The sequence below is a fragment of the Niveispirillum sp. FG148 genome (assembly GCF_057809655.1).
The window spans coordinates 1-26,585 of record NZ_JBMDKJ010000016.1 but is presented as its reverse complement, the minus strand read 5'-3'; the positions used below and the strand labels follow the sequence as shown (position 1 = coordinate 26,585).

General features: G+C 60.3%; 22 protein-coding genes and 4 pseudogenes. 5 read left to right on the top strand and 21 right to left on the bottom strand.

The features are described 5' to 3' along the window. Positions 1-327: 327 nt before the first annotated feature. The 13 genes from ACODTW_RS16805 to ACODTW_RS16745 form a co-directional block, all read right to left on the bottom strand. Complete coding sequence (locus ACODTW_RS16805) at positions 328-3,441, bottom strand: AAA family ATPase (RefSeq protein ID WP_488947207.1); 3,114 nt, start codon at positions 3,439-3,441, stop codon at positions 328-330. Beyond that, positions 3,434-4,084 (bottom strand): ABC-three component system middle component 1, encoded by a 651-nt coding sequence (locus ACODTW_RS16800; protein WP_488947206.1) that lies wholly within the window; start codon positions 4,082-4,084, stop codon positions 3,434-3,436. The genes ACODTW_RS16805 and ACODTW_RS16800 overlap by 8 nt, the downstream gene beginning before the upstream one ends. Continuing rightward, entirely contained in the window at positions 4,081-6,450 is a 2,370-nt protein-coding gene (locus ACODTW_RS16795; protein ID WP_488947205.1) for an ABC-three component system protein, read from the bottom strand. Before ACODTW_RS16795 ends, ACODTW_RS16800 begins: the two co-directional genes overlap by 4 nt. Before the next feature lie 294 nt (positions 6,451-6,744). Continuing rightward, positions 6,745-7,875, bottom strand: coding sequence for an SAVED domain-containing protein (locus ACODTW_RS16790; RefSeq protein WP_488947204.1), 1,131 nt, complete (start codon positions 7,873-7,875; stop codon positions 6,745-6,747). A 197-nt stretch (positions 7,876-8,072) separates the two neighbouring features. Further along, the gene (locus ACODTW_RS16785) at positions 8,073-8,414 is read right to left on the bottom strand and encodes a hypothetical protein (protein ID WP_488947203.1); all 342 of its coding nucleotides are present in this window, start codon (positions 8,412-8,414) and stop codon (positions 8,073-8,075) included. Further along, on the bottom strand, positions 8,396-8,890 hold the full coding sequence (locus ACODTW_RS16780) for a Mov34/MPN/PAD-1 family protein (protein ID WP_488947202.1): 495 nt from the start codon (positions 8,888-8,890) through the stop codon (positions 8,396-8,398). The genes ACODTW_RS16785 and ACODTW_RS16780 overlap by 19 nt, the downstream gene beginning before the upstream one ends. After that, entirely contained in the window at positions 8,887-10,602 is a 1,716-nt protein-coding gene (locus ACODTW_RS16775; protein WP_488947201.1) for a ThiF family adenylyltransferase, read from the bottom strand. Before ACODTW_RS16775 ends, ACODTW_RS16780 begins: the two co-directional genes overlap by 4 nt. Then, the gene (locus ACODTW_RS16770; protein ID WP_488947200.1) at positions 10,599-11,825 is read right to left on the bottom strand and encodes a nucleotidyltransferase domain-containing protein; all 1,227 of its coding nucleotides are present in this window, start codon (positions 11,823-11,825) and stop codon (positions 10,599-10,601) included. Before ACODTW_RS16770 ends, ACODTW_RS16775 begins: the two co-directional genes overlap by 4 nt. A gap of 204 nt (positions 11,826-12,029) precedes the next feature. Then, a complete protein-coding gene (locus ACODTW_RS16765) occupies positions 12,030-12,557 on the bottom strand; it encodes a hypothetical protein (RefSeq protein ID WP_488947199.1) in 528 nt (175 codons plus the stop codon). 87 nt (positions 12,558-12,644) lie between these two features. Then, complete coding sequence (locus ACODTW_RS16760; RefSeq protein WP_488947198.1) at positions 12,645-13,421, bottom strand: hypothetical protein; 777 nt, start codon at positions 13,419-13,421, stop codon at positions 12,645-12,647. Between the two features lie 15 nt (positions 13,422-13,436). Beyond that, entirely contained in the window at positions 13,437-13,739 is a 303-nt protein-coding gene (locus ACODTW_RS16755; RefSeq protein ID WP_488947197.1) for a DUF7673 family protein, read from the bottom strand. A gap of 111 nt (positions 13,740-13,850) precedes the next feature. Continuing rightward, positions 13,851-14,711, bottom strand: a complete 861-nt coding sequence (locus ACODTW_RS16750) for a hypothetical protein (protein ID WP_488947196.1) — start codon at positions 14,709-14,711, stop codon at positions 13,851-13,853. Between the two features lie 29 nt (positions 14,712-14,740). After that, the gene (locus tag ACODTW_RS16745) at positions 14,741-15,430 is read right to left on the bottom strand and encodes a helix-turn-helix domain-containing protein (protein WP_488947195.1); all 690 of its coding nucleotides are present in this window, start codon (positions 15,428-15,430) and stop codon (positions 14,741-14,743) included. A gap of 118 nt (positions 15,431-15,548) precedes the next feature. Between ACODTW_RS16745 and ACODTW_RS16740 the strand changes: the two genes are divergently transcribed. Beyond that, complete coding sequence (locus tag ACODTW_RS16740; RefSeq protein WP_488947194.1) at positions 15,549-15,740, top strand: hypothetical protein; 192 nt, start codon at positions 15,549-15,551, stop codon at positions 15,738-15,740. Positions 15,741-15,958: 218 nt separating this feature from the next. On the opposite strand, the gene ACODTW_RS16735 is transcribed toward ACODTW_RS16740, so the two are convergent. The 4 genes and pseudogenes from ACODTW_RS16735 to ACODTW_RS16720 all read right to left on the bottom strand — a co-directional run bounded on the left by ACODTW_RS16735 (position 15,959) and on the right by ACODTW_RS16720 (position 19,736). Next, positions 15,959-16,456, bottom strand: coding sequence for a very short patch repair endonuclease (locus tag ACODTW_RS16735; RefSeq protein ID WP_488947193.1), 498 nt, complete (start codon positions 16,454-16,456; stop codon positions 15,959-15,961). A gap of 1 nt (position 16,457) precedes the next feature. Continuing rightward, entirely contained in the window at positions 16,458-17,228 is a 771-nt protein-coding gene (locus tag ACODTW_RS16730) for a nuclease domain-containing protein (RefSeq protein ID WP_488947305.1), read from the bottom strand. 60 nt (positions 17,229-17,288) lie between these two features. Next, positions 17,289-18,077 (bottom strand): annotated as a pseudogene (locus tag ACODTW_RS16725) (DUF2357 domain-containing protein); the annotation flags it as partial. 3 nt (positions 18,078-18,080) lie between these two features. Next, entirely contained in the window at positions 18,081-19,736 is a 1,656-nt protein-coding gene (locus ACODTW_RS16720) for an McrB family protein (RefSeq protein WP_488947192.1), read from the bottom strand. A 70-nt stretch (positions 19,737-19,806) separates the two neighbouring features. Here ACODTW_RS16720 and ACODTW_RS16715 point away from each other — a divergent pair, with 70 nt between their 5' ends. Both ACODTW_RS16715 and ACODTW_RS16710 read left to right on the top strand, forming a co-directional pair. Continuing rightward, positions 19,807-21,381 (top strand): DNA cytosine methyltransferase, encoded by a 1,575-nt coding sequence (locus ACODTW_RS16715; RefSeq protein WP_488947191.1) that lies wholly within the window; start codon positions 19,807-19,809, stop codon positions 21,379-21,381. A 63-nt stretch (positions 21,382-21,444) separates the two neighbouring features. Further along, positions 21,445-21,555, top strand: a pseudogene (locus ACODTW_RS16710) (IS630 family transposase); the annotation flags it as partial. A 1-nt stretch (position 21,556) separates the two neighbouring features. On the opposite strand, the pseudogene istA (ACODTW_RS16705) reads toward ACODTW_RS16710, so the two are convergent. From istA (ACODTW_RS16705) to ACODTW_RS16690, 4 genes and pseudogenes are all read right to left on the bottom strand, one after another. Beyond that, a pseudogene (gene istA, locus ACODTW_RS16705) lies at positions 21,557-22,415 on the bottom strand (IS21 family transposase); the annotation flags it as partial. Between the two features lie 207 nt (positions 22,416-22,622). Next, positions 22,623-23,351 carry an IS21-like element helper ATPase IstB gene (istB, locus tag ACODTW_RS16700; protein WP_488947190.1) on the bottom strand — a complete coding sequence of 243 codons (729 nt, stop codon included), beginning with the start codon at positions 23,349-23,351 and terminating at the stop codon, positions 22,623-22,625. Then, positions 23,338-24,849, bottom strand: a complete 1,512-nt coding sequence (gene istA, locus ACODTW_RS16695; RefSeq protein ID WP_488947189.1) for an IS21 family transposase — start codon at positions 24,847-24,849, stop codon at positions 23,338-23,340. The genes istB and istA (ACODTW_RS16695) overlap by 14 nt, the downstream gene beginning before the upstream one ends. A 121-nt stretch (positions 24,850-24,970) precedes the next feature. After that, a pseudogene (locus tag ACODTW_RS16690) lies at positions 24,971-25,234 on the bottom strand (helix-turn-helix domain-containing protein); the annotation flags it as partial. Positions 25,235-25,509: 275 nt separating this feature from the next. On the opposite strand from ACODTW_RS16690, the gene ACODTW_RS16685 reads away from it, so the two are divergent. Next, positions 25,510-25,773 carry a transposase gene (locus ACODTW_RS16685; RefSeq protein ID WP_488947188.1) on the top strand — a complete coding sequence of 88 codons (264 nt, stop codon included), beginning with the start codon at positions 25,510-25,512 and terminating at the stop codon, positions 25,771-25,773. Between the two features lie 487 nt (positions 25,774-26,260). Then, positions 26,261-26,585, top strand: a 325-nt coding sequence (locus ACODTW_RS16680) for a hypothetical protein (RefSeq protein ID WP_488947187.1), incomplete at its 3' end; no start/stop codon positions are given.

The window sequence follows — 26,585 nt, the reverse complement described above, 5'->3', positions numbered from 1 at the left end:
TGCGGGGGCTCGATTTGACCGACGTTATAATAGTCTTACTGCACTGATTTGATTGACATATTTTATATAGGCTCACCGGCACGCTGGCAAGGCTTACGCCTCCTTCGGGGCCGGTGGCAGACTTTCCGCTATTGGGGAATTCAAACACTCAGCGGACATATCGACGATGAATGACCGAGGGTGCAACTGACCCAAAGTGGGCAGTGGCGAACGTCTCTGCGTTTCCAAAGCCAGCAGGTCTGCGGTGGCAAGTCGGCACCAATCATTCGGCCCTAGCTAGATGGCGAAAGCGGAGACCGCGCCTCCCACCGCTGCTGTGGCAACTGCTCAGGCTGATTCGGTCAATGGCGCTTGGTTGTCCGCTGGCCGGTAAGTCCATTCGACACCGTCCTGCCCGGTGCCCAGCAGGTGGAGAACGGCGCATGGCAGGTTTCTTGACGCTATTTTTCTCCGAAGAAACTCCGCCTGAGCCCGGTCATGAGTTGACAGAAGCACCTGATATCCACGGCTGGCGACAAGATTGCAGACGAAGTCCGAGAACGCTGCCGCATGAATGATGTCGTTGTGCTGAAGCGGGTCATCCAGGACCAGCCCACGCCAGCGAGACCATGGATAAGTCAGGCTTGCGGCACACAGCATACTGACGGACAAGGCTGCCATCTGACCCTCACTATGCACCAGCCGGGGATCTATCGATGCTACTTCGGGAGGCAAGGCCTCACCCTCTTTTATTGGCCTCTGCTCGACCCGACGGTCCCTGACGTAGGACTCCAGACCCACGCGCGGATCGCCCATGATTGCCCGGTTAATGGTTTTCATTAGGGTGTCCAAAGGCTGCATATAGCTGGTGTTGAAGTCCGCCAGTTCGTTGAGAATGTCGGAGCTCGCGGCTTGGGCAATGACTTTGGCTTCGCTGGTTGCCTGCGCCAGTCGCGTATTGGCAGACACGAGGTCCTCGGCCTCCTTTCGTAGCTGCAGCCTCTCACTGTTAGCGGCGCCATTGACCGCCGACCGCAACCGCTCAAGCGCAACCAGATGATTGTCAGCCAGCGCCTTGGATGCTCGGCCATCCCGCAGTCGCCTCAGCAGATCTTCGGCCTCGCACACCTTTTCTCGCAGTTGCTCAATCGTCGTCGTCAACTCAGTGACCGAGAGTGCGTCAGGAATATCCGACTGTTCGAACTCAAGCTTCCGCCATGTCTCCCCGGCTTTAACTTGCCGAGCCGCGGCAGCCGCCACCTGATCGACCGACTGTTGAAGTCTCGATTTCGCCGCCGGAAGAGCAATGTCAAGGGACGCCAGCTGCTCTTCGAAGGATTGCCGGGTCTGTTTAGCTTGCCGGACCTTCTCGCCGGCGGTGGCCATATCGATCTCGGTGCTACGGATCGTGTCTGCTAACTCTGCATCACCAAGCTCACCGAGAATCTCCACCATCTCGCGAACAGCAGTCGCCGCCACCTCGAGCTCGGCCACAGCTTTCGACTGAGTTTGGGTCGCCGCGATCAACTGGAGCTGAGCCTGGTCGCGCTTTCTAATGGCAGCGGACTGCTCGCCGCCTGGCGCGAAAAAATCGCCGTTCAACCGATTCCGCCACTGCCACTTTCGCTGCCGCAACCTGGCAATATTTTCGGAGCCCGTCTCGAGTTGTGCCTTTCTTTCTTCTGCCAGGGCCCGGTCAGCCACGGCGGCGCCAAATACACCAATCCCGATCTCAGTCCTGGCTCTTTGCTCGGCCTCCAGTTCGACGGTGAGGTTGATCAGCTGCTGCTTGGCAGCCCTGAGCTGATCGAGGCGATTGTTGGCATTTTCGAAGCGTTGCGACGCCGTGCGGACGCGCTCCTCTTGGGTGAGAACAAGAGGAGCCAGCCTTGAAGCAGCGGCCGCTGCACGTCGTTGCAGTTCGCCCTCCACCTCGAAATGCGTCGCACAAACTGGGCAGTCGCATGCGTCATGGAGAAGATTGGCTGTCACGCTCGCAACGGCACTGGACATCGCCGACACCGCTTTTCTCAGTTCAGTCAGAACGGCGTCCTGTTCGTCCAGCAAGGTGCGTGCATCTTGAGCGGCGCCGAGTGCCCCCTTGATGTCAACGTCGAGAGCCGGGAAGCGAACCTGGAGCTCCTGAAGAGACGATTGGACCTCAGACGCCCTAACGTCATGAGCGAGCCAGAGCACCATATTTCGGTGTTCCGTTTGAGCCAACCGAGCGCGCTCGTCGAGCCGCCGGACGTCACCCTCAATCCGACGGATGATGAGAAGCCGACGGTCGAAAGCGGATACAGCCTCGGCCTCCCGGTTGACAGCAGTTTGTGCCGCCGCCACCACCAAATCGGCAGCCTCTTTCCTGCCGCGGGCGGATGCTTCGGCGATACGTGCATCGCGTAGTCCGGTAAGGAGCGTCAACGAACCACTTGTGTCCTCAGCTGCCTTGATAGCGGTAGCTTCGCCGGTTCTGGCCGCCGCCAGCGATGCGGTGACCTTTCCGTGCTGCGACACCAGAGAGTCCACTTGACCGTCAGCGATTGCTTTGGCCGCTTCGTGCTCCGACAGCTGCCGTGAAGCGCTCTGCCATTCATCGAGCGCAGATTTAGCCTCGCTCAGACTTGTCTCAAGGCCTCGCAGCCGCGCCCGCTGCCCGCTGAGGCGCGTATCGAGAGCTCCAATCGTATCCTGATCGAAACCGACCACCGGAGGGGACACATTGGCGCCGGACGCATCGTCGAGTAGACGCGAAATTGCCCTGGCCGCCTCCCCCGCGGCCGCGTCGTCCATAGCGCCGACACCAGTGAGTCCGTGCCACAAGTCTGCTTCAGTGTCGAGGAGGACCTGAAGGGCCTCAGCCTCGTCATTGAGCGATTTCATACGGCTATTGTAGGCACGGGCGGCCTTGGTGTTGCCTCTGCCGTGGAGAGCGTTCGCGAAGTCCTCGATCGCTTTGCTTTCAGCTGCCTCTTTGAGGATGTCGAACCGCTTGCCCGGATCACGGCTGGTGAGCCGGGATAGTGTGGATTGTCCCAAGAAATGCGTGAGTAGCAGATAGCTCGACAGCCCGGAGATGTTCCGAGTCCACGTTTCGTCTTTGAGGAATTCGGTGATGTTGTCGATGTTGCCTTCAATGACGGACTCTTTGGCTTCCGGCGATGACAAGATGCGCGAGATGGTCTTGTCTCCAGAGAAATCCATGGTCACCGAAGAGGGACCACTGGCTCCTTTGCGCCACCTGCAAAGATAGCTACCGACTTTCTTGACACCGTCGGCATCGCGGAAGTGATCGATCTTATCGGTCAGTGCCCACTCGAGGCCGTCGAACAGTGACGACTTGCCAATGCCGTTACTTCCCTGGACGACAAGCACGCTGGGTCCGTCCGGAAGGCGAATGTCGAGCTGTCTGAAGCTGCGATATTGTTCGAGACGGATACGCGTGAGGTAAACGTCACTCATGCGAAGCCTCCCTGCTCTGGACAAGTTCGGTCACGAGGCTCTCGGGGTCGTCGATCAATCGCTCCGTGAGCGAGACCCACTTCTTCGCCAACTCTTCAGGGAGCCCATGCTTTACAAGCAGGCGCTGCGCCAGGTCGTAGGTTTGATCGAGCGCGGCATCGCTCACAGCCCGAACCTGCGCCCAAGGCATGGCCAGGAACGTTCTTGCCCGCAGGGCGTCGAAAGACTCTTGGATGGCTGCCTCTTTCGGGATCCAGACAAGTTTCCTGCATACGGCCTCGTCACGTTCGATGAGGTCGACCAACCGCAGCCAGTCGCCCGTAGCAGTAGGCGATGTCGCGCAGAGGAACAGGTGCGCATTGATCACCTCTTTCTCGTACATATACGAGCGAGCGACGACCATCTGGGCATGCAGCCGTTTGAGCGCGGATGTGACGCCCTCCACGCTGTCGAGCGCAATAGGGGCGACGATAACCGGATACTGACCCAAACGCAGTCCGAACAAACCGCGGATCGGCTTCGCCTCGGATTCTGTCGGCCGGCTGCGGAACGTAGGGGACGTGAACTCCATGACTTCGTCCGCTTGCCAATTTAGACTCGTTGCCGCGCTGACGAGCAGGGACTTCAAAACGTCAGGCGTCATGTCAGTACCCTGTCTCTGTCGTTGTTCTGCCGCTCACGCCAAGCCTGGAATTCTTCCTGAACCGCCGCTTTCCACTTTGGCAGCCCAGTCTTCAGCGCAGTGCGCCATTGTCCATCGTTACGAACAATTGCGGGCTTGGTCCGCCGCGCGACGTCAAGGCCGATGCCTGGATCTCCGCCGTTCAAAATCGTGTCGTCAGGTCCGGTGACCGCAACTTCGGCACTGCGAGAGAGAATAAGTGCGTCGACGTCCCAATGTTCGGGCAGGTTCCATTCAGTGATCAGCCGGCCATCGTCCAGCTTCTCGGCGGAGGAACCCAATGCATGCCCGTTTGCATCAAAGCTCAAATTTCCCCTGGGTACTGACGCTGGCTGAAGTGGCTCACCCAAGTGGGTTGCAAGGATGAGGACCAATGCACCCGCCATGCGCTCGAGCTCCGTTACTTGGCCGCTCCATGGCTTGGCGCTATCTGGGCCGATGTTCCCCAACCAGGCGAGAAAATCTCGACGAAGGGCAGGCGACGCATCGAGCGTCTTCCTCCATACCACCCAGGTGTCCATGACCTGTTCAAACAGGTCAGCGGCGATCGTTCCCAAGGTGTCGCATTTGCCTGCCTTCTGCGATTCAAGGAGTATATCCCCCAACTGGCGAACTAATGAGGCGTCAACATACTCTGCAATACTAGTCAAGCTGATCTCCCGGTACGGATACCGGGAGCCCACCATCGATGCAACTGCGGCGTTAGGCAGAAGAAGCTTCCATGCGGCCTGAACGTTGGCGCCGAGGGAAATGGTAATCTTGCCTCCACTCGCTTTGCTCAAGCGGACCAAGTCCGTAGCTTCGAGCTTGTCGGGCGGCACTTCGAGATGCACGTTGATGGGCGCAGGCGCGGCCTCGCACTGCTTCACCAGATCCTCAAGCAGAACCTTGCCACGCTGTGCCAATGTTTGGGTGGCGTCGTCCCAAGTGATCAGAATAGTTGACGCCTCAAGATCCGATCGGCCGGCCAGCTGATCCCGTCTGGCGGCGTCGGCGAGTTTTTCCAGCCATAGATCGAAAAATAGGGTGTAGGTGTTGGCGTCGAGTGTCGGCGGGAAGTGCAGTTCAGGCCTCGCTTTGAAACGTTCGGCACACACCTTCTGGTACTCGTCGAACTGCTCCTTGGCGGGGTGATATCGATCTTCCTTGTTTGGTCCGTGGCGCAGGATGACATGGTTAAACCGCTCCGAAAGGGGAACCCCATCCAATGTAATCCCGACGGCCTCTAGGCCGTCCGCCTGCTTGATCACATTTGTGATCTTGCCTGAGCTACGCCGGACGACGACGCCCTTCTGCTTGGCCGCGTGAAGGACAGCGAAGACCATGGCCTGGTTCAGTTGAGCTGCCTTCCCCACGGAGAGTAACGGACCGCTTGAGTTGATTGTCAGAAGCCGGTCGGTTCGAAGCTTTGGAACCAGGCGGTCGAGGATCTGCCTCTCGACAAAAGTCGTGAGCACCTCTTTCTCAAAAGCCGGTTCAAGATCGGCCTCTGGCTCCAGGTCTTCGTATGCCTTGAGAACTGTGGTTCGCAGGATATCCTGATTGAAGTAGCCAAGAAATGTCTCGGTGAACGGCACGTGTTCGAACCCCTCGATAAGGAGGTTCAAGATATCGGTCAGGGCGCCATCGCCATTCCCGCTTACAAGATAACTAGCGGGCGCTTTGGCCTCGACGGCCGCAGTCCCGACGCCCCGCTCCTTCCAATAGTCGTAGATATCAGCGGCTCCCACGGTTCGTTCATCGCCAAAGCCCATCGCAAGAAAGACTTTTTGGACGATCCTCGTGGTACCGTCGGCAAAGGTCAGTCGCCATTCCATTCCGGACTTTTCGAGTCTCTCGAGCTGAGTGCCTTTGTTCCAGATGAGTTTGGGAAGCAAAGCGTTGTAGCTGTGGAACTCTGCCGCCAGTTGCTCAACGATCGGCTTGCCGGTGGCCAGCCGCCAGTCGAGGAACGGCAGACCCGCGCTTTTTTCCAGAGAGCCCAGCTTCGGCCACTCATAGATGTGAGGGTGGAGGAGTCTGGGCGATGCGCTCTGAAGCTGAAGGACTTCGACCGCAGGATCGTAAAGGCTGACGTCGTAGCCGAGCAGGCCCAAAGCCAACGCTGAGGTGACGCCCGCAGCACCGGCGCCAACTACGGCGATTACGTCGTTTCCCTTCAGGACCTCACGTTGATGCAGGGCCCTGATCAGCCGAAATGCACGTACCTGCTGGGAATAGAACGTGATCCGCCGCTCGAACGTGCCGAGGAAATAGAGACCTTCGCTGCCAGGCAGCGAACTCGTTGCGATCCAGTCGACCAATGCGTCTGCGGGTGGTACGGCCATGCGTGCGTCATAAATGCCAGCGCCCTCTCGAAGCGGGGCGCCGGCAATCCTTGTTTCCCCACCTCAAGATACCGAAGAAATCCGAAGCAACCAAGGTAATCCTATCCGTCAAGCGATGAATGGCGCAACCGCTCTATCTATGCGGCATGCGCGGCCTCATCGAGGTATGTGTGGCTGAACAGCGGAACAGGAGCGCTATGCGGTCGTTGTGAATGGCCCAAAGGAGGTCGAAATCGGTCTTCCTGTTTTGGCCGCCGCATCATACAAACGGCCACTCGATATGCGGTCTGTCGTCTACCCGATAGTGATCGTCGGAACGAATGCCTGCGCAGTACGGTTCTGGTCGTAGATCTTCATGGTGAGGTCAGCCTTCGGCATCCAGACGCGTCCCGTCTCCACCGCCGCGGACGCCGGCAACACCGGGAAAACATGCAGCATTACGCCTTCCCCGTGATAGGCCTTGATCCGGTTGAACAGGTTGCGCACCCACTTCTTGTAGGCGGCAAGGTCGTCCTTCCTCCGCATGATGTCGTTGCCAGGTTGCTCGCAGGTGATCGACCAGATGGCGGTATCCTCACCCAATACCGATGTGATGCGCTCGTCGTTCACCGTGGCACTCAGGGCCAGCTTCAACGCGACCGGCACGTCCTCCTTGCCACTGTATTCGTTGACCTTGTAGGCGATCCGCGGCTGGTCAGGTAGCCATTTCCAGGTGTCCGGTTCGCGGTGCTTCTGATGCACGGAGACCGGTACCACGTCGCCGAGGAGCGTCCCGAGACGGATGAGTAACGGCTGCGGAGCCAGGGCGAAGACGCTTAACTGGCGGATTTCCCTTTGCTCGATCCGCTCCTTGATTTTCCGGGCGAAGGCCTTCTCCAGGTTCCGGTCCTGTCCGGCCCAGTATGCCTCCTCGTGGTCCTTCAGTTCGGAGCCGATGAGTTCGATGTCAATCGTCCGAAAATCCGCCGGATGGTGATCAGGTGGCATCGCGGCGAAGATCGCTCGCGTGGTGATAACGGCGTCGCGTTGACCGATGTCCGCCGCGAACCTGACAACATGGGAGACGCGATCGACATCCATATCGGTGACGATCTCGATGCGGTCCTCATGTTCGGCCTTCATGGTTAGAAGGGCGGCTTCGTCGTATTCGGCCACATGGTCTACGTCGATCGCCTTATGGTGGACCGGGCACATCAGCATCAGGTTGTCGATGTCCTGAGCAAGCTGCGGCGATCTCACCGCATCGCCCCGGGGGCCGCCTGCCTCGTCGGCGACGATGTGGGCGATGTAGCCGTACTTGCCCGTCTTTTTGCCAGTGATCAGGTCACCGATAAGAAGCTTATTGCATCCGCGGAACTGGCACCGCCCCGCAGCCCTCGCCCAGAGGGCGTTTGCAACCTTTGCCGGGATAGCTGTCTTGGACATGTCGCTCCTTCAATTGTCGCACCGAGGCGACCCCTTTCAAATGAATCTCTACTTCGCCCGTGAGATCGGGTCGTCGATCATCTCGACGCGTTGCGGGTGCTGGCCCCCACATGAACAGGTAGGTTCCCAACTGCAGCATGACGAACATCCGCAGCCGGACGATCATCAAGACCGAGAAGTCGATGTTACCGACGTCTTCAACCATCGCCTGCATGGTCCCAATGTCGGTGATGCTCGGGTCCACCGGAAAGCTCGGATGGGAATGCCATTCCCCGAAGTAGTTGAAACGACCGAATCCAGACGCAAAAACCGAAGATCACTACAAAAAGCAGCACCAGAGGCCACCGCACCCATTCAGGGATAATGTTGGTAGAGCCGACTTCGAAAGAGTAGTCGCCTTTTAGGCAATCCAATTTCCCCCCAAGCAATACAACGAGAATTGGCGCACAAAGACTGGCAATCTTTCCCTCGAATCCTCTCGGTCTGAAGAGGAATTTCAGAAATTCACGGATGCTCCAGTCTAGTGTTTCACGAAACATGGCCGCCTCAGGCTTCCAGTTTTAATGCGCACTGGCGTTGGAGTTGTCCCGCGCTGATGAAAGGTCGCGGTGGCAACGAACTCGCTCGGCGTGTCCGATCTGACGATAAGAAGTATCGCAAAAGGTATGTTGCGCTCACCATTCACAAGACCTTCCATGCTCTCGAGATCAGTCAAGCTGGGCAGGATAGGAAGCTGGGGGTGGGAATGCCATTCACCGATGTAGTTGTAGCGCTCGTAGTCATTGCCGGTCCGCTCGAAGAATTGATCGAGGCAGGCGTTGTGAAGCGCGGGGTCCCGTACGAAATGGTCTCGCTCACCAGTCAGCTCATCTACCGAAAAATCGACGATACCGAAACATCCCGGCACGATCTGCTGTGCCATCAAAATGCCCCCGATTTCGCGATCTTTGGCACGCTGCAAGCCTACTCTCATCCTGCCCACTATCATGTCAGGAAGGATCAACTCCACCGTCATTGAATGTCCTCATCTATAAGATCGGAGAGGAAGCTTGAGATGTCATCGCCACTAGTCGCAGCGGTCGCGGTTTGCCATGGGTCGGTCAGTTTGAGGTCAATCGGCCAAGTGTCGAAAGGAGCTGAAAAAAGCCACGCCTTCTTCAACCCGATCAAATAGGCAGAAGATGGAAAGATCGTTTCCGCTCCTTGCAGGATATCGAGGGCAAATCGAGTAGCATGTGCTGCTATGACAGACACATCAGCGTCGTCTGCAATGAAAGACTGGCCATCTTCCTGTTCAACCCCGTAGTTGTTTCTGGGGTTCCACTCCCACGGCGTGTCATGGTCATCGCACCACGCCATAATCTGCTTTCTAGCAGCCAGCGGGTGGGGGTCGGTGTCGGGACGTGCCATAGCGATCAGTCCACCGACGCCGCCCCCGAAGACCTCGGCCCATATCATAGGCTTCATGTGGCGCCGTGCAGTTCCCGCACATAAGTTGAACGATGTGGAATTCGCCGTGGCCTCGATGATCAGGTCACATTCACCGATCGCCTCCAACGCGGATTCCATCGCAAGTCCCGAAGTTTGGCTGCCGAGCGCAACGCGGTACGTATCGATATCAGTGTCTGAGGTGAGCTGCCCAATCCTGTCAGCCAAGGCATCGACCTTGTGCCAGCCGATGGCCCACGCATCGAGTTCGTTCCGGACCAGATTGCCAGTCAGGAAAATGTCCTCATCAATGAGCACAAGTTTTCTAACGCCCGCACGTGCAAGCGATGCCGCGATTTTGGATCCGATCGATCCACAACCTATGATGGCCACCCGTTTATTGGAAACCACACTACGGTCCGACGCTGAGCGCCTAGCCAACTCGTTCTCCTCAACGATCCTGTAGGGGACCAAGATCTGACGGCCCTGATCACCACGCACGATGTCGAATGCCGTATGACGACCGCTCTGTTCAATGACGACAATGAAGGGCCAGTCCGACCGTTTAAGAAGAGAGGCGAGTTCTGGTATGCGCTCGGCGAGATCCTTGAACTCACCACCTTCATGCTGCGTCAGCAGCCCCATGTCTTTTCCTGTCCGCAACAAGAAGCCGATGCGACGTATTGCACCCGATGGCGTGGGGATTGGTGATTCCCAAATCTCACTTCCGGCAGCGCCGATCGACCTGAGATGCGCAACTCGTTGTGACCTGCGTGACGTCATCGTCAGAGATATCTCAAACACTACTTCTGGCATTTGACGGTCAAGAGATTTCCATGCGCCATCTGGCACCATCAACCGCCACGTTTCGAAGCGCAGCTCACCTCCGAGTGATGACCAATGGTCAGAGGGCACGGAAGCAGCTTGCCCATCCGAAGGACGTTCACCGGAGATCAGGCCGTACGCGCTCTCGGCCATCATTGCTCCGGTGACGGCAGGATCCCAGTTGTCCGGGCGCCACTGAAGGCAGAGCTCGCCTCCCGGACCATATTGGTGTTGGGACAGTCGTCTTTCGCCGTATGGCATCACGATCGGCGGCGTGTCAGGAAACGTCACCGGATAGATCACGGCCAACTGGAATTTCTCCCTGTTGTGCGTGATCTCGATATCGATGCAGAGTTGCAAATTGGCCAAGTGTCTCGTGCGCACACTCGTCAGCCAGTCATGCTCCTCTTGAAGCGCAGAGAACGCCGCCTTTTCAGCCCTGGCCCTGTTCTGATCGAGAAGCCACCAGATCATGCATAACCTTGCGGCTTGGTCGGGCGACGTTCCGCATTCGCAAAACTCGGTGCACTCGTCACACCTGCTGCGACAGCAGATGCGCCCGTGGCTGCGCGTAGCAAACGCGAACCTCCGGTGAGGCGGTCCAATGCGCGCAAGGACAGCGCATATCCCATGCGTGGGCTAAGTGCATCGGCCATATCCTTGAAAATCCCCGCCTGCGCGGCTGCATAGAAATCGGCCCTGGCTTGCCTGAGCCAGGTATCAAACGCAGCCTTTTTCTGAGGCTCGCGGTTCCACTTGTCAGCAAAGTTTTCTAGGGGGTCTGTCGGGTTCGCGATAATATAACTGGTGCCATCGTAGCCGATGAATTTATCCATATCTTCCAGGACAGCAAACAATGTTCCAGCAATGGTATCTTGGTTGTTGTAAGCATGTGCAGCAAGAGTGGTAATGATCACAGAGATCGGGCGCATATCCAAATTGCGCGCAAACATGTTGTCGCGATGCCGCTTGAGGATCATGATCGCTGACTGGAGAGGGGTTTTCACCTTGTAAGCTGGAAGACTTTCCACACTCGCCATGACACCTTGCCTCTGCATTGCCTCAACAAGCACACGTTCTCGGCGTTCGAAAACTATAGATTGCCGGGAAGCGAACCAGTTTGCATAGCCTTTGGGGTTGGAGCGTGGCCAGTCTTCCGTCAGGATTTCGTAGTTTGGCTCCCGCCGGTCCGTGATAGAGATCGCGGTCGATGCCCAACTCGCGTCGAGCATCCTTGCATTCAAGAGCCTGTATTGCTGTTCTTGGTTCGGTACTGCGGGAACAATATCCATGTGGAACTGGGCGCCGTCAGCGTAGTCGAGTATCCAGCAGCGATTGCCTTCGCGTACAGGTTTCACCATCGCCATGGCATCGTGATAGGCCTTTATCTCAGCACCAAGCATTGCTTTCAGTTCGTGCTGCGTCTTGTCGCGTTTGGTCAGGAGGCGAAGCTCGACAACGGAATCGACGTCGTATTCTTCGGCATCAGAGTGGGGACGGATCGCAGTTCCGAGCCTGAATGATCCTTGACAGTACATCTGCGGATCATACTCGCGAACAGTACTCGCGGGACGATGAAGCCATTCCCCGAGCGAGGTGTAACTTGTTTCCGCCTGTTCATAGCGGTGATCCGGGACGTCAAGTTCTTTTGCCAGTGCCTCTAAAAACGCCTCGATTGTATTCACATGCATGTTCATGACTGGGAGTCCTCACGGTTATGCGTGTCATCGCCGACAGACGATCTTCAGGAAACTACGCTCTTAGGTCGAGCGAAGCTGCCGACAATCGATGCGCTGCAATTTCCAAAGCGTTGACGGTACATACAATTGCCCTCATAAATAGTATATAAAATCAAGAAAACAATCAAGCAATGCGATGCGCCTATTTTTTTAAGACAAAGATCACGACCAAGGCTCCCCGCCGCCGTTCGACGACTTGGTGCCGAGCAGCCTTCCCCATGCCAGCGCATCCCGCCAATGGCGGCTCGTCTCCGCTACCTCGCGTGCCCGCTCAATCTCGCGCACGACGACCGCGATGGCCCTATGCAGCGACGCCCAATGCTCACCGGCGCCCTCGATCCAGCCGGGACGGAGCGCGGCGAAGCCCTCCCACCAACGGTCGAGGCCCTGGAAGCCGAGGATCGAACCCGGATGGACCTCGCCCTCCAGCACCCGCTCGAACTCCGGGCTGCCAAGGTGCAGGCCATGGCAAACGACCATCGTTCCCGGATCTGCATGGTAGAGCCTGCGCATCAGGCGGCAGAGGTCGAACAGGTCCCGCGCGCCGGTGGCGCCGACGCCGTCGCATGCCGGGTACGCGGCCCGGAATACGAACCAGCGCAGCTCGTCGCGCTCCACCGCGATGAACGCGTCGTGCTGGCCGTGCCGGCCTTCGCGCTGGCGCACGAACACGATGCGCTGGGGGTTCATGGCGACTATAGCGTCATAGATCTCCTCCACCTTGCGCTGAGCGGTCGGGTCGTCGACTAGGAACGGCGTACCCTTGCCTTCGATCAGCTAGGCCGGACCCAGCCCGAGGGCGTCGGCGAGTCTCGACAGCTCGGCCACGTCGGCGTCGGCAACGCCATCGATGATCTGCTCAATCCTCCGCCAGTCGCTATGGCCTACCCGGCGAGCCAGCTCCTGCAGCGTGAACAGCTCGTCCCCCTCGCGCCCGGCGTTCATCATGGCAAACGCATGCCTGAGCCGGCCTCCGATTTCTCGGGCGATGGGCGACCCAGGACGTTCCCCAACGGCAACCTCGCGCACTGTCGCCGCCAGCCCATGGTGCACGGCGATCTCGGGATACCGGGTTAGCAATCCCTCGATCCAGTCCCAGCCATGGAACTCGACGGAAAACAGCCCCTGCGCGGCATGCTCCGCGCTCAGTATGCGCGCGGCCTCCTGGAGGCGGGTATCGTTCGGCCCGGTAGTGACCAGCACGAACCTGTCGATGGGAGGATTGAAATTCCGTGCGCGTCCGACCTCGGCGCGGAGATCGGCTTCGGTCAGTCCCCGCCGACGTGCGGACGATGCGTCGGATCGGACCTTGCACTGGATGCCGGTGAGACGGCCTTCGCGGTCGGCGTACCAGATGTCGATGCCCACCTGCGCTTGGCCTGAACGTCCATTCAGGTCGATGCTTTCGTCATCCGTCAGCCGAGCGAACAGGTCTCGTACCAGCCTTTCGAAATCCATCCCGCCGCACGGGCGAATGAACCTGCCACCGGGTTTGAGCCCGCTGAGGATCCGGCCTGAAGCAAGCCGGGCTGCGTCGTGAATGAGCTTCGTCATGGATGTCCCCGGCCTTCAGGCCCGGGCCGGGGTGGATGCCGGTTCGGGGCGCCACAGGTCCACGATCGCCGAAATCTGTTCCTGCAGGCCGTAGACGTCGGGATGCCAGTTCTCCTGGGCAACCGTCCTGGCCACCGCCAGCATGTCGGCTGCGACCTCTTCGTCCACGTTCCACAGGTCGGTCAGGTCCCAGCCGCACGTCGCCGCGTTGTGCCAAGCCAGCAGGAAGTTTGCCGCCATCCTCGACTGGCCGGTGTTCCCCTTGGTCAGCTTGACAAGGCGGTGGAGCGCCCGTGTAGCGGCAACGTCGCTGTTCATCGATCACCTTCACCCAATGGTGGGGCAGGCGCAGGAACAAGGACCTGCCTGCGCTGCTCGGTCAAATAGTCCCCCGCCCCCGATTGAAATGCAACCGCCCCGCTCAACCGTTCACGGGGGCAGTCCACCGATTCCCGGTAGCCATTCCTCGACGACCACGGCCCGGGCCTGTTCGATCTCCCGCTCGACGTCCTCCCGACCTCGCACACGCACCGCTTCCGCCATGTCGTCGGCGAACTCGCGCGCACTGAGGGTCCAGTCGGCGCCCCCCATCGCCCTGGCCACGCGTTCCGCCGGCCGTACGCCCCATACGTCGGCCAGCCTGCCGTCGCCGAGGCGCACGCATGCATGGAGGGAACCGCGACCGCTTTCGGGGAAACGGTAGCCCGCAGGCCGCATCGCGACGGCTTCCCCGCCGATCTCCCGCCTCAACGCTTCCGCGAAGGCGAAACATCGGCCGAGGAAGTACTTCGTCAGCAGGTCCGTTGCGATCCAGGGCTTCGGCCGCAGCTCAACGAACGACATGTAGGCTCGGTTCGCCAGGATCGTTTCGGTCGCGGAGGCGACCTTTCCCTCGTCGACTGCACAGGGAAGCCCGACGCGGGCGTCGCGGAGATCCTCCTCCTGCATGGGAAGCAGCGCCAAGTTCGAACGCCCTCCGTGGGTGAGGGCTTCCTGCCGGCGTTCAAGCAGCTTCATGACAGGCATGATGCCGCCCGGGTCGAACGCCACCTGCTCGTCGCTCATGCACACCAGTCTGGCGAGGTCCACATGCTCACCCTTGCCGACGTCGATGGACGTGTCGTCCCGGCCGATCCTTTCGACGACGACCAGGGGCCATCCCGTCAACCTCGCCATGGCGATGGCGAAATGGACCGCGCCCTCCTCGTCCCACCGCGCGACCTGCCCGCTGGGAAAGCTCGCGCCGCCCTTGGAGGTCATTGCGGTTATGTTGCCGTTAGCGGCGCCCATTTCCCCTCCCCCTGCGACCTCCGCGGCCGTTACTCCTCGCGGTAGTCCCTGATGTCCGCCGGGTCCCAGACCGAGCCGGCTGCACGGCGCCTTTTCCGTTCCCGACGCTGCGCGGGGCGTTCGGTCTCGGTATCAGCATCCAAAGCCTTTACCTTTCCGGGCGGACGCCCGCGCCGCCGCGGGGCTTCGACCTCCACTTCATCGACCCTGGCGGGAACCAGATCCGGTTCACTCAACACCACTGCCGGCATACCATCCGTAAACGAGGGGCGCGTCGCCTCAACCTCGGGCGCGATCGAGCGCAGCAGCCCGGCGACGGTGTCCGCGATCTCCGGCGGCGCCTGGCGCCATGCACGGAGCAGGTCCAACTCGCGGCGGGACAGGACGCTCGCAGGCTCCGGTGCCTCCCCAATGGACGGCCTGTCCATGTTCCCGCCTTCCAGCCCGTCGAAGAAGAACGCCATTGGCACGTCCAGGATATCCGCCAGCCGGTACAGCTTTCCTACCGAGACCCTGTTGGAACCGCGCTCGTACTTCTGGACCTGCTGGAAGGTGATGCCCAAGGCCTTCGCCAAGTCGGACTGGCTCATGCCGAGCAGCGCGCGCCGCAGCCTAAGCCGTGCAGCGACATGGCCTTCGACGAGCGTATCGGCGGCGTTCGCCGCAGCGTTCCTTGAGCGCCTGGGCATCAGCGGTCCCATCCGTTGGATCGACGACAATCTACCTCCTGGGGCCGGCACCGCGCCACATCCCTGTTCGCCTGGATATCGGTAGCGGAAGCCGGTGCTTCGCCCATAGAGTATGGTGAGCTTCCCCGCAGGACCCGCGAACCCGCAATTGGCCACCCTGATCCTGATCGATGCCGAGAACATGCCCGTGGCCAGCTGGATGCTGGTCGACTGGGTGGTCTGGATGCTGGACGGCCCCTATTCCGTCCGCCGTCACGGGAACAAGGCCAGGATCGACGCCCGGCGGCTGAAGGTTGCCGGGATGAGGGAGCACCTGCAGACGCGGCAGGGAAGGAACTAGGCCGACCTGCGCATGACCGCCGAAGGCCTTGTGTAGGCTGCGGCCACGGGCTGCCGCCGGTTCGTCGTCTGGCCATGCCGACAACATCGAACATTGAGTCTGGAAAGACCAATCGCATCATGCTGATCCCTATGGATAATCCACTCCAGAGGAATCCCGAATTTTATCAAAATTGAGTCAGAGCCACTTTTCCACGCCGGACAACAGTTTGGCGAACATCATGCCGATGCAGCGACGGGCGAACCGCTATTTCCCGACGCTGTGGATAAGCCTATCTCGCACTTGGCTCGACCAGAGCGCACCGTCTCCGCGAGGACGGCCCGCAATTCATCTTCGGGAAGGCGCCCACGCCCCTTCAGTGCGCATTCCCACACCGTCAAAACCCGCCATCCCTTTTCCAAGAGTTCAACCTCGACACCCCGGTCGCGCTGAACGTTGGCTTCAATCTTCTCGCGCCAGAACTCCTGCCTTGTGGCAGGCCAACGGAATAGCGCGCAACCGTGCCCATGCCAGAAACAACCATGAACCTGAACAATGCAGCGCCATTTTGGGAGGGTCACATCCGGGCGGCCTGGGAGGTCGCTGGCATGCAGCCGATAACGGAACCCCATTGAGTGAAGGGCGCGTCTGACGATGAATTCCGGCTTCGTGTCACGACCCTTGATCCGCGACATGTTGAGGCTACGCTGTTCAGGAGTCAACCGATCGGCGGCCACCTCACGCCTCCACCAATTGCACCAGCGACCTGACCGACGCGAGGAGCTCCATGCCCGACATACCAGGACGCATGGTCCAGGCACCGAAATTGTGCTTCATACGGTATTCCGGGTGCAGCAGCCGGCTTGGCATCGGCATCTTCTTCCAGTTAATACCGGACGATGCAGCGTAAGGGGTTATAAGGTAGGAGCCGCTGAGCAACGGAACGCGGTTTCCCTCAGCGTCCACTGTCACCAGGGCATCCCGGTACATATGGGCGGAACCGAGCGCCGCGTTGAGATCCCTTCCAACCCTATACTTGGCATCAAGCGTTACGATCCGACCTGTTCGCGATGATACCAGGACAACATCCGGAATCATCTCATGGCTCATGGAGCCCCGGCCGTCAGGGGTATCCCAGTACTCGTGGAAAGGAAGCTGATAGGCCACCACCAAGCTGCCGACCTGCACCGAGGCCATTCCCGCCACCAATTCAATCCCGTCGCGGGTTCCGTGGAACAGCCTTGAAGTGTCAGGGACGACGCCGAGTAACTCGCCGACAATCCTAACGAGGCGCAGGAAGACCCACAACTCATACAGGTCATAGGTTTGCGTCAGCGGCAGGTCGAGGAAGCTGCCGAACACGGGAGCGATCCCGAGCTCCATCTCCCTGGCCAGCACGAACACGCGATTATAGGCGGGATCATGCCGGAAGAGCGGCGTCGCACCGAGACAAGGCGCTCCCTCGCGCACCCCCTCAAACAGCGGAAGCCCGGGGAGGTCACTCAGCAACCGCGCCGATGCCCGAATCTTCGCCGCCCATCCATGACGTCGGGTTCCGACCCCCTCCTCTCCACCTTGAGCTTCCAGGAGATCAGCCGTAGCTCCAAGCCAACCGGCCCAGCGCCGCAGGCTTGCCAGCAGATCACGGTGTTCCGTGATGTCCAGACTTGGCCGCCTGACCGACCGCCGTATCCGTTCGGGCAGGAGTCCCCGCAACCGGGCGGGAAGCATAGTCGGATCAGACGCCTGTAGGGCACGGGAGGACATGAGGGACCTGACGATCTCGCTGCCAGAGGCGGTACGGGCCTTCCAATAGGCTTCTACCGTCTCTTCAGCTACCAGAGTGCGCCGCGGTCGCGCGTTGATGGCTCTTACGGCGTCGGCAATGGCATGTGCCCTCGAGCGCAGGTATTCCAGCCTGACCAATGGAGGCATCCGGTTGCCGGTTCCAGCAGCAAATCTCCGACGATGTCCTCCGGCCGTAAACAGGGCGAGGGTATCCCCAATTACCTCAGCGACCATGGTGTCATAGTCGTCCCGGGTGAGCTTGCGAACGGCGGGGTCTGTCTCAAGTGAGAAGGAGATTGAGCGCCCCCGAAGGCGTAGCTCAGCCTCCGCAATGCCAGCGTGAAAGCCTGGTAGCCAAGCCCATCGCGCGGTGCGGCGGTCACGGCAACGCAGCGGTCGCAGCGCCACACCCTCAACGTATAGCTCCGCAGCATCCGCAGCATCTGCGTCGCGCAATTCAATGAGATGCTCCCCTCCTTCCTGTACGACGCCGGGCGGAATGGGCTCAGGTGTTGGCCAAATCCGGTAGAAGTCGCCGTCTCCGGCAGGATTGAGGTATAGCGCTTCCATCAGCTATCGGGCGTAGCGGAAGCTGCCCAACTCATCGAGTTCGACAGCCATCTTGCGGACGATGGCGACCGACCGTTGGTAAGGAGCCAACAACGTCTCCAGCCGGCCAAGCATCTGGCGTTGGCCATGCGATCCTCGCAGCTTCACCAAAACCTTCTGGGACAGCATATCATCAATAACCTCAGCCGATGATCTACCGAGCCGGACGCTGGCGAACGCGTGGTAACGGATCGCCTCCTCAGCCACACGATAACCGAAGCCACATGCGTGGGGCAGCAACAACTCGTTAATGCTGGCGAGGAGCTCCCCCATGGCTGCCGCGGATGATGCTAGGGATGGATCAGCACCGAGACGATCCACAAAGCCGGTGAGATCGACAGCCGACATGTCGATCACCACCGCACGGTCCAGGACCTTGTCGCTGACGGAATTCGTCGTCTCGTCCACGTTGATAGTGCCAACCAGGAAAAGGTTGGATGGGAATGGTACTTCTGCCGGAACGTCGCCACCAGTCGTGCCCTCAAGGGGAAGACCATTGGCATGGAGGCGCAGCGACAGCCCGCTCTCCATCGCGCTCAACACCTCAGAAAGATAGAATTCCACGCGCGCTAGGTTCATTTCATCAATGACCACGAAAACCGGGCTTTCCCGGTTTGCAACGGCAACAAGCACCGCCTCCAGGAACCGGGGAACCACGAATTTGCCGCTCAGGATGTCATGATAGCCGGTCAGCCCTGTGGGATCTGTCCATTCCGGACGTACCGGACACACGAACAGCAGGGGATCAGCCTCGTAGTGGTTGGCAATCCCGTGTACCGCCCGGGCGTACTTGATGGCGATCTGCGTCTTACCGGTTCCTGAAAGGCCCGACAGGATCACGAAATGTTTGTCCGCAAGGAAGTTCAGTCCTTCATGGAATCGCTCCACGAGGGCATCAACATAGTGTCCGCCCTGCGCCTCGATGGCGCTCCTCAGAACAGCGATATCCAGGGAGCTGGGCATCCGCCGCATGAGGGGCCCGAGGGCACGTGCGTCGGGCCACGGGTTGAGTTCGTGCACCTTAGCCTGGCCGACGAACCGCGCGACGTAGCCCACGAACTCTCTGGCCAGCATGCTGCGCCTGGCGGAAGCCCCAGGCGGATACACGGCGACCGCCACAGAGTCGATTTCGACGGCGGGAGCCACCGTGGACAGGTCGAACCGCAGGCTGTTCCAAAATCCTTTGTTACGGAAGTATAGCCGTCCATCCTGAGCGAGATATGCGACGACCAGGTTATTCCGGGCAGAATACTCGAGTACTCCCTCCTCTGCAGCATCGTCCCCCTCGGTCCCGGTCGACACGGCGGCCCTGACCTTCGCCTCCTCACCGAGGCGGCGCATTTCAGCAAGCCTGTTCGCCATATCGCTGAGACCAGAGCGCACGCGAATGGCGAAGTACACCTCGTCCTCAGGCGGGAACCGGATCACGCATAGGAGCACAAAACAGTCGGCATCGTCTGGCCATTTGTCCAGGTTCGGCACGCCGAGCTGGATGCCACCCTCGATGACCTTGGCGCTGTTGGAGACACCGAATGCCTGATTAACCTTGCTCTTCTTCGTTACGCCGAAGTGAGCCTTCACGGCGTCCTCGAACGCCCGCTGCCGGTCCGCGAGTTGCATGCCCCTCCCCTATCCCTTTCGATGGATGTCAGGGTCCACGGAAGGGACCATTCGGTCAAGCAGATCGAAGATGAGAGAGAAAAGCATTCAAAATCCGCACGGTCCCGCATATCCTCTAACCAATATCTACATTTCGGCACGGCGGGGAATGATGCCCACGACATATGGGAGCGATGGGGAGGTTATCAGCCGTAAGGCCGAGCGGCTTGCACGCGGCGGAAAGCCGCGAATCCTCGATCTGTTCGCAGGGTGCGGGGGCATCAGTCTCGGATTCCAGGCCCTGGGATGCGAGATTGCAGCGGCCCTTGAGATCGACGGACATGCCGCCGCCTCGCATGCAGCAAACTTCTATCGCGATGCCCCGGAGTCCGTACGTGAGCTGCATGCAAAGCCGCGCGACATCACGACACTGGAGCCTGAGCAGCTTGTCGCTGAGTACGGCCTGGGTCCGGTTGAGGACGCGTTCGACCTGATTGTCGGCGGACCGCCCTGCCAAGCATACGCGCGGGTTGGACGGGCTAAACTCCGCGATGTCGCTGATCATCCCGAAGCATTCAAAATAGATCCGCGGGCGAACCTTTACCTACGCTACCTCGCCTATATCCAGGCGCTGAAGCCAGTGGCGATTCTCATGGAAAACGTGCCGGATATCATGAACTTCGGGGGCCACAATGTGGTCCAGGAAGTCGCCGATGCCCTTGAGGGCATGGGCTACGAAGCCCGATATACCCTCGTCAACACGGCCTTCTTCGGTGTCCCGCAGATGCGTGACCGCGTCTTTCTCGTCGGGATCCGGCGGGAACTGGGAGCCCGGTTCGAATTTCCAAAGGCGAGTCGCTATATTGAGCTGCCGCCAGGCTATCAGGGCACCCGTGCGGTCGCGCTGAAGGGTGTAAATCTGCTCGGCCATGGCTACGTCAACCCCGATCCGGCGTCTTCAGACCTGCCATTCGCAGTAACCGCCCCTGAAGCAATAGGTGACCTGCCTCCCGTCACCCTGCATCTGGAAGGAAAGCTCAAGCGGGGCGCCAGGCGTTTTAACGAGCTCACGCCATACGACCCGTCCCGTCCGGTTTCCGCATACGCCCGCCTGATGCGCGAGTGGCCCGGCTTTGAGAACCAGGAGGGCGTCTGCGATCACGTCATCCGTTATCTGCCCCGCGACACCGACATCTTCCGCCACATGCCCAACGGGACGGAGTACCCAACCGCTCATCGCGTCGCGGTAGAACTCTTTGAGAAGGAGGTCCAAGGACGCCAGCGGCGCATTGGCCGTACGCTGACTACAAGTGAGCGTGACACGCTGCGGCGGGCCATGGTTCCGCCGTACCCGGTCGGCAGCTTTCCGAACCGGTGGTGGAAGCTGCGGGCTGACTTTCCGTCAAGGACTCTGCTGGCTCACCTTGGCAAGGACTGTTACAGCCACATCCACTATGACAGCGCACAAGCCCGGACCATCTCAGTCCGCGAGGCTGCGCGGCTCCAATCGTTCCCCGATGGTTTCGTATTTCGCGGAACCATGAACCCGGCGCTCAAGCAGATCGGCAACGCTGTTCCGCCCCTGATGGCCAAAGCGATTGGAGAACGAATCCTGGCCGCGCTGCGGACGGCAACCGCCACAGTGGTGGCCATCGCGGCGGAGTGAAGGGTGGATGCTACCCTGGCAGCACCGACGTCCTGGCACCTGCACAAACTCGGTCATCGTTGCACCAAGACCGACATGGCGCCCCTGCGCGGCTGGGCGCCACGTGGCCAGCGCCTGCCAAGTCCGGCACCCTTCGGACATTGGAATACCATGACCTTCGTCGCCGCCTTGCGCCATGTCCCTCCAGCAGGCGCCGCTGACCGCGTCCCTCCAGGACGGGATGGTTGGCGATCAGCGTTCCATCGTCCAGGATCTGGACCTCGGTGGCGGTCACCTGTACCTCCACGACGCGCCGGCGGGTGCAATCGGGCACGGAATAAAGGTTGCCGGCCACCGACACCATGCCGTCGCGGGTGACACGCCGCTCCAGGGCCAGCACGGTATTGCAGGGACCGGCGGGTAACGGCCGGAGGCTGGGTTTCTCCTCGGCGAAATGCTCAATGACCGCCCGACCGGTGGTGGCATGGCGGCGGACATTGGCCACCTGGTCCAGCCATTGCCGGAACTGGGCGTTCAGGTCGTCGAGATTGCGGAAGGTGCGGCCCAGGAAGAAATCCTGCCGCACATAGCGGAAGGGCCGCTCCACCTTACCCTTGGTCTGGGCCCGATAGGGCTTGCACACCTTGGGCAGGAAGCCGTAATGGGCCGCCAGCGTCAGGAGCTTCTCGTTGTAGACGACGCCCCTGTCGTCACCCGCCTCGCCCAGGACGGCGGTGCGCATGCGGTCGTAGAGGATCTGCTCCGGCACGCCGCCCGGGGCCTCGAAGGCAGCAATATGACAGCGCAGCAGGGTGGGCAAGGTCCTGGCGGGCGACGAACCGCGCCCAGATCATGCGGCAATGGCCCAGCACCAGGGAGAACAACCAGACCACCCGCTCCACGCCAGGTTCGTCGGTGAATTCGGTTTTGAAATAGGCGAAATCCACCTGGGCCTGTTTGCCCGGCGGCGTCTCAAACTGGCGCTCGAAACGCCTGGCCGGTGCCGGTCGCACGGACCGGACAAAGACCTTAACCAGGGTATAGCCGCCCTTATATGTCAATCGGCATAGAAGTTTGACCCTGTATCGGCGTCGAAAGTTGACCCAGCTTTGGTTTGTGTTTTGCGGTCGTGCAGGTAGTCCATAGGAGGGCCCCGCGCGCGGCGCGGCGTGCCCCCACGAGGCTGACGCGGCGTCGCGCGCGGGAGGAACCTGTGGACCCACCTGAACGATCCGCCAGGGGTGGGGGTCCGGGGGCGGGGATCAAGCTCGGTTCTTGAACCGCCAGCTGTCATTGCCGGTTTCGACGATGTCGCAATGATGGGTGAGCCGGTCGAGCAGGGCCGTGGTCATCTTGGCGTCACCGAACACGTTGGGCCATTCGCCGAATGCCAAGTTGGTGGTGACCAGGATGGAAGTCTGCTCATAGAGCCGGCTGATCAGGTGGAACAGCAACTGGCCGCCGGATTGGGCGAACGGCAGATAGCCCAGTTCATCCAGCACGACGAGGTCGAGCCGAGCGAGATGGTCGGCGATGCGGCCCTGCCGCCCGGCCCTTGCCTCGGCATCAAGGCGGTTGACGAGATCGACGACAGTGTAGAACCGGACCCTGGCGCCGCCGCGGATGCAGGATCGGGCGATGGCGATGGCCAGATGGCTCTTGTCGGTGCCTGTTCCGCCTACCAGCACGGCGTTGCGCTGCTCGGCCAGGAACGATCCGGTGGCCAGATCACGGATCAACGCCTCGTTGATCGGCGTGCCGGAGAAATCGAACTGGGCCAGGTCCTTTGCCGGCGGCAGGCGGGCGATGGTCATCTGGTACTTGATCGACCGCGCCTCCTTCTCGGCGATCTCGGCCTTCAGCAGTTCGCCGATGATGCGGGGCACGGGATATTGCCGCTTGAGCCCATCGGCGATCACCTCGTCAAAGGCGGCACGCATGCCGGTGAGTTTCAGGGTGCCCATGATCTCCAGGATTTCATGACGCTCCATTGACCGTTCTCCGCAGGCTGTCATACCGCCCGCAATCGGCCACCGGCGCATGCCGGAGGGTCAGGGCGGCGGGGGTGAGGATGCTGACGGGACTGGCCGGCTCCCGACGCCGGGACAGGATGTTCAGCACCACGTCGCTGGAATGCACCCCGTTGTGCAGGGCCTCGGCACAGGCCGCCTCCACGGCAGCCAGCCCGTCGGTCAGCACGGCGGATAGGATATCGACCATTTGTCGGTCGCCATCGGCTGAGCCAGCCAGCCTGGCCCGGATCCGCCCCAAACTGCCGGGCAAGGCCCAGTCCTTGAACGGTGCCCCGTTGCGCAACGCTCCCGGTTTGCGGGCCAGGACAGGCACATAGTGCCAGGGATCGTAGATCGTTCCGCCCCGACCGAACTGCCTCGGGTGATCGGCTACCAGGTCGCCATCCTGTCGGATCAGTATCCGCTCCGCATAAGCATGGACCTCCACCGGTCGGCCGACGGCGCGCGCCTGGACGGAATATTTGTTGTTGTCGAACCGGACCAGACAGGTTCGCGACACCGACGCCGGATGGCTGTGGAACCCGTCGAACAGTCCGGCATAGGCCACCAAGTGCGGTCGTTCGGCCTCGAACATCTCCCACACTGTCCGATCACCCTGTTCCGGATGGCGATGTGCCCGGGCATGGGAGACGCAGCGGTCCAGCAGCCAGGCATTCATCTCCGCATAGGTCTTGAACCGCAGCCGCGGCGTAAAGAACCGCTCCCGCACCAAGCCGACCTGGTTCTCCACCTGACCTTTCTCCCAGCCCGCCGCCGGCGCGCAGGCAACCGGCTCCACCAGATAATGCGCGCACATCTGGGCAAAGCGGCGGTTGAACACCCGCTCCCTGCCCAGGAACACCGTATCCACCGCCGTCCGCATGTTGTCGTAGATACCGCGCGTGCAGGTCCCGCGGAAAAAGGCGAAAGCCCGGTCATGGGCGTCGAACACCATCTCCTGCGTCTCGCGCGGATAGGCCCGCACGAAGAACATCCGGCTATGGCAGAGGCGCACATGCGCCACCTTGACCGTCGTCGTCGCCCCGTTCAGCACCACGATCTCGTGGCTCCAGTCGAACTGGTAGGCCTCACCCGGTGCGAAATTCAGCGGTACATAGGCATCGACGCTGCTGGAAACCCGACCCTGCCGCCATTGGCGCGCATAGCGGCGAACAGCGTCGTAGCTGCCAGCATAGCCAAGCGCCCGCAATTCCTCATGGATCCGGATCAGTGTCAGCCGTTCCCGTGCCGCCTTGGCCTCGTTTGCCAACAGCATGCGGTCCAGCTCGCCGATCCATTGTCCCAGCTGCGGCCGGGGTTGCACCGTCCGCTCATAATCAAAGGCCGTCGCCCCAGATCGCAGAATCTTCCGCACCGTGTTCCGCGATACGCCAAGGTCGCGGGCGATCTCCCGGATACCCTTGCCCTTGACCAGGGCCTCACGCCGGATCCGCCCGATGGTTTCCACGATCAGCATCCCCCAGCCCGCCCAGATCGGTTCCCGATCCAGGCAGTCCAACAGCCATGAACAGCAGGGTCAAAGTTGGACGCCTATAACCCCGATATACGGGTCACTTTTCCACGCCGGATAACACCTTATAGCCCTGCTCCTTGATCTCCCGGTGCAGGCGTCTGGCCGTCAGTTCCGGCACGGTGGCCAGACGTTCGTGCAGGAAAGGCTCATAAGATGACAAGAGCGACAGCCGCGCTGGCCGGGGCGTGTAGACGGGATGGTCAAGCCCACGCTCGATATGCCTGCGCACGGTCTTGCGGTCGAAACCGGTACGGCGGGCGATGGCGGAAACGGATAGCCCTTGGCGTGCAAGGTCCAGGATCATGGCAAGGTCCCCAAGCTTGATCACCGGCATCCTCCCCGCAGACAGCGGGAAACAGGATGGCGGAGTGATGGCCGCAAGGCCCCGGGGGGCATGCCCCCCGGGGCCTTGCCCGATGCCAAAACTGGGGACTTTTCATTCGCCACTTCTGGGAAGTTTTATCCCGCCAGCGACAGCAACATCCTTGGCCACCATGCCCGGCCTGAAAGCCGCCTCTACCGGTTGGACCTTCTCAGCGTCCGACCACAGCCGACGACGCTCCGAACCCGTCAAAACCTCCAGCCGCTGATAAGCCATCACGTTTGCCACTCGTTTGCGTCCGCGCTATCGCGCTTACGCAAAGACTCCCAGCTACCGACCACCAAACACAAGGCGGCTCACACCGGACGCGTACGAGCGTTGAGGAGAAGCTGAGCATTCTGGCGGAAGCGATGGCGCCGCAGGCCTTGGTGTCTGCAGTTTGCCGGCGGCATGGCGTTGGCAGCGGGCAATTCTATACTTGGCACGAAGTCGCAGAGCGTAGCCGTGGAACCTTTCACATCAGTGGGATGCTGAAGATGGTCTGAAAAATTCCGAAACTTTCGGAATATCCACCCGAAAAGCCTTTCACATCAATGAGATGCTGAAAATAGTCTGAAAAATTCTGAAACTTTCGGAATATCCACCCGAAAAGCCTTTCATATCAATGAGATGCTGAAAATAGTCTGAAAAATTCTGAAACTTTCGGAATTCATCCGGAACAGGCTTTCATTTCAATTGGATACTAAATTCCCTACTAGCCTTGGCGATCCGGAGCATTTCGCCACACGGAGAGCTGAACCCTACATGCATAAAGTGTATCATGTGAATTTCGATAAGCCCTTTTGACGTCTTACACCTGTTGCACCTGGGCATATTTCATACCTTTAAATTCATATATAATGTCTGTCCAGCCACGAGGGGACTACGATGGCCACAACCAATGTTGAGAAACCGTCGGGAAAACGGGGGCGGCCACGTCGGGCCGATGGGCTTGAGCCTAGCGCGGCGCGATACACGGTGCCCGCCGCCCTTATGCCCCTCATCCTCAAGCTGACCAACGGAGCTAACCGCGATGCGGTCATTACACAGCTTCTGACCGAAGCGCTCAGCGCCCGCCTCTCCATCTCACCCAAGCAAAATGACCAGCTTCCCGAAGCAATACCTGCGTTCACGACGCAGCATGGGGTCGATAGCGTTGCCGATAGGCTGACAGCGAAACTTGAACGATTCATGGCAGCTCTGACAGATATCCTATCAGCCGCAGCCCAACAGCAGATGGCAGCAGCAGCCCACTACCTTGACGATCACGTCCCCGTGCTTGGTGTAGGAGCGGCGTTGTCATCGCGCTCTCCGGCTT

What these genes read in the sequence shown, in the direction of transcription:
- ACODTW_RS16755 (WP_488947197.1), bottom strand. Translation starts at nt 13,739, where the DNA reads ATGAACAGCGACGTTGCCGCTACACGGGCGCTCCACCGCCTTGTCAAG.
- ACODTW_RS16760 (WP_488947198.1), bottom strand. Translation starts at nt 13,421, where the DNA reads ATGACGAAGCTCATTCACGACGCAGCCCGGCTTGCTTCAGGCCGGATC.
- ACODTW_RS16770 (WP_488947200.1), bottom strand. Translation starts at nt 11,825, where the DNA reads ATGAACATGCATGTGAATACAATCGAGGCGTTTTTAGAGGCACTGGCA.
- ACODTW_RS16775 (WP_488947201.1), bottom strand. Translation starts at nt 10,602, where the DNA reads ATGATCTGGTGGCTTCTCGATCAGAACAGGGCCAGGGCTGAAAAGGCG.
- ACODTW_RS16720 (WP_488947192.1), bottom strand. Translation starts at nt 19,736, where the DNA reads ATGCAACTCGCGGACCGGCAGCGGGCGTTCGAGGACGCCGTGAAGGCT.
- ACODTW_RS16715 (WP_488947191.1), top strand. Translation starts at nt 19,807, where the DNA reads ATGAGAGAGAAAAGCATTCAAAATCCGCACGGTCCCGCATATCCTCTA.
- ACODTW_RS16795 (WP_488947205.1), bottom strand. Translation starts at nt 6,450, where the DNA reads ATGGCCGTACCACCCGCAGACGCATTGGTCGACTGGATCGCAACGAGT.
- ACODTW_RS16790 (WP_488947204.1), bottom strand. Translation starts at nt 7,875, where the DNA reads ATGTCCAAGACAGCTATCCCGGCAAAGGTTGCAAACGCCCTCTGGGCG.
- ACODTW_RS16750 (WP_488947196.1), bottom strand. Translation starts at nt 14,711, where the DNA reads ATGGGCGCCGCTAACGGCAACATAACCGCAATGACCTCCAAGGGCGGC.
- ACODTW_RS16780 (WP_488947202.1), bottom strand. Translation starts at nt 8,890, where the DNA reads ATGACGGTGGAGTTGATCCTTCCTGACATGATAGTGGGCAGGATGAGA.
- ACODTW_RS16785 (WP_488947203.1), bottom strand. Translation starts at nt 8,414, where the DNA reads ATGTTTCGTGAAACACTAGACTGGAGCATCCGTGAATTTCTGAAATTC.
- ACODTW_RS16765 (WP_488947199.1), bottom strand. Translation starts at nt 12,557, where the DNA reads ATGAACCCCCAGCGCATCGTGTTCGTGCGCCAGCGCGAAGGCCGGCAC.
- ACODTW_RS16805 (WP_488947207.1), bottom strand. Translation starts at nt 3,441, where the DNA reads ATGAGTGACGTTTACCTCACGCGTATCCGTCTCGAACAATATCGCAGC.
- ACODTW_RS16800 (WP_488947206.1), bottom strand. Translation starts at nt 4,084, where the DNA reads ATGACGCCTGACGTTTTGAAGTCCCTGCTCGTCAGCGCGGCAACGAGT.
- istA (WP_488947189.1), bottom strand. Translation starts at nt 24,849, where the DNA reads ATGCTGATCGTGGAAACCATCGGGCGGATCCGGCGTGAGGCCCTGGTC.
- istB (WP_488947190.1), bottom strand. Translation starts at nt 23,351, where the DNA reads ATGGAGCGTCATGAAATCCTGGAGATCATGGGCACCCTGAAACTCACC.